Annotated in this window: 1 pseudogene; it reads left to right on the top strand. The window is 37.1% G+C overall.

Annotation, left to right across the window (positions count from 1 at the left end):
• Positions 1–278: 278 nt before the first annotated feature.
• A pseudogene (locus ACFINC_RS09130) lies at positions 279–2,326 on the top strand (autotransporter outer membrane beta-barrel domain-containing protein); the annotation flags it as partial.

Here is a 2,326-nt window from a genome sequence, read left to right as displayed (position 1 = left end):
TCACGTAAAAGATGTCATGGTACCACTATATCAGTATCTCACAATATTTCTCTGAATAATAATATTCAAAATTATAATTCTTTAAATAAAATCCATTATAAATACATTTTGTATTAGACATAATTAATATCAATTATTTTTTAATTTTGACAAAAAACCAAAAATGTCTTACCAAATAAAAACAATTACTGAAATTAATAACAACTATCCATTTTCACTTCTTCTTATAAAGTTCGCGGGGAAATGAATATTTGGGAACTCTCATAAGGAGAATACTAGTGTATAAAACATCCCTTTTATCATGCACAGCTGCGGCTGCTATCATACTATTCAACATCCAGTTCACTGCACATGCTGAAACTCTTGACGTTGCCAACGAAGAAAAAGATATATCCGGAAAAACGTACGAGACTATTTATGTAAAAAACAAAGGAAAAATCACCGGTAGTACTGTAACTGTAACTGGAAATAAAAACACAAATACAGACACAGGTAGCGATAAATATGTTGTAACAGTTGAAGGTGCTAACAGTGCGCTTGAATTAAATAGCTTAAATATTCAAGGCACTGATTCTGATGTTCGTTTCGGTATTTCTGTAAAAGACGGCGCTAACATCAACCTGGCCGGGGGAAACATTACAGCTTCTCAAACTGGCGTTTATATCGATGGTAGTAAGGATAATAGAAATATACTGCAAAATGTAGTAATATCAGATAATAAAAATGAAGCATCATCACTCCTTGGAATAAAAATAAACAAGAAAAGTTTTATCACTTTAGAAAATGTAACAGTTAAACAAGCACAAACTGCCATAGATGCATATGATTCCACAGTAAAAGTTTTAGGAGGATCATTTGATGCAGAAAAAACCGCAATATTTGCTCAAAACGGCAGCGACATCACTTTAACTGGCGGTGCAAAAATTACATCATATAATGATGCTGGACTCTATGCGGAAGGTTCAAAGTCCCTCATCGAAATGACAGGAGGGAGCATCACAGCGCAAGAGGAAGCAATAAAGACAACATCCGGTGGCCATATTATTGCTACAGATGTCACCCTAAAAACAAATGGTTATGGAGTTGGTGCAGCTTCTAATGACCTTGGTAGCATGATTGAATTACTTGGAAAGACAACGATTAATAATGCTTTCATCGGGCTTAAAGTAATAGATGATGGCGCAATCAAGATGATTGGGGGAACCATTACAGCTTCTACAGCTGGTGCTGGATTCTTAAACAGTAACAGTCGTGAAAACAAACTAGAAAATGTGACAATATCGGGGGTTAAAAAGGATGTGCCACTGTTCTTTGGAATAAAAGCAGATAAAAGTACCGTCACTTTAAAAGATGTAACAGTGACTCAAGCAGCCACCGGTGTATTTGAAAAAGGTGTATTAGCAGAGAATGATTCGACAATAACAATCTCGGGAGGATCATTTCATGCACAAAATACAACAATATCTGCTAAAAGCGGCAGTGCCATCACTTTAACCAACAATGCAAACATTACATCTGATAACGTTGGACTCTATGCGGAAGGTTCAAACTCCACCATCAGCATGACGGAAGGAACCGTCACGGGGAAAGGTAATGCATTGGTTGCTGAAAATGGTGGACATATTACTGTTGCAGATGTGACCCTAAAAACAAATGATAGCGATAAGTCATCTGGTGTATTTTCTAATGGCGCAAACAGTGTAATTTTTCTTGAAAAAACAACGATTAGTAGTAGTGGAACTGGGCTTGCAGCAATCGATGGTGGTGCAGTCAACATGACGGGAGGATCCGTAGCAGCGAACGAAACAGCGTTATTTGCAATCAACGGTGGGCATATTGATTTGACAAATGTTTCTGCAACAGCAGAAGTTTCTGGTTTGCAATTCGTAGCTCACCCTACTACCAAACAAGATGAGCTAAATGATCCACAAAAACATCATAGCAATGAAATCAATCTGACCAATGCAGAGCTTCATGCTGAAAATGGCACAGGTATTTTCATTAGAGCTTTCACTAACGCTAACATTAAAAATAGTGCTGATCTGTCAATTGGTACAGTTAATCTCACAAATTCAGAAATCCATGCCGACGTGTTATTAGGGGACGGCCTCTTTACAAAAAAAGAAAGCTTTTGGGAGGAGAAAGATATTAATGAGATCTCCAATGGCACCTTCACCTTAAGCGCTGATCATTCAACTTTAGAAGGCAGAGCAAATATTTCTAAAGACAGAACTGTACGTTTTGATCTGAAAAACAAGACAACATGGACACTAAAGACCAGTACAAAAGAAAAAGATGATGATGGCAATCTGCTTGATATTGCTCA

Origin of the sequence: Bartonella sp. AP58NXGY (genome assembly GCF_042195785.1) — a bacterium.
GTDB lineage: Bacteria > Pseudomonadota > Alphaproteobacteria > Rhizobiales > Rhizobiaceae > Bartonella.
This window is presented reverse-complemented; position numbering and strand designations above follow the sequence as displayed.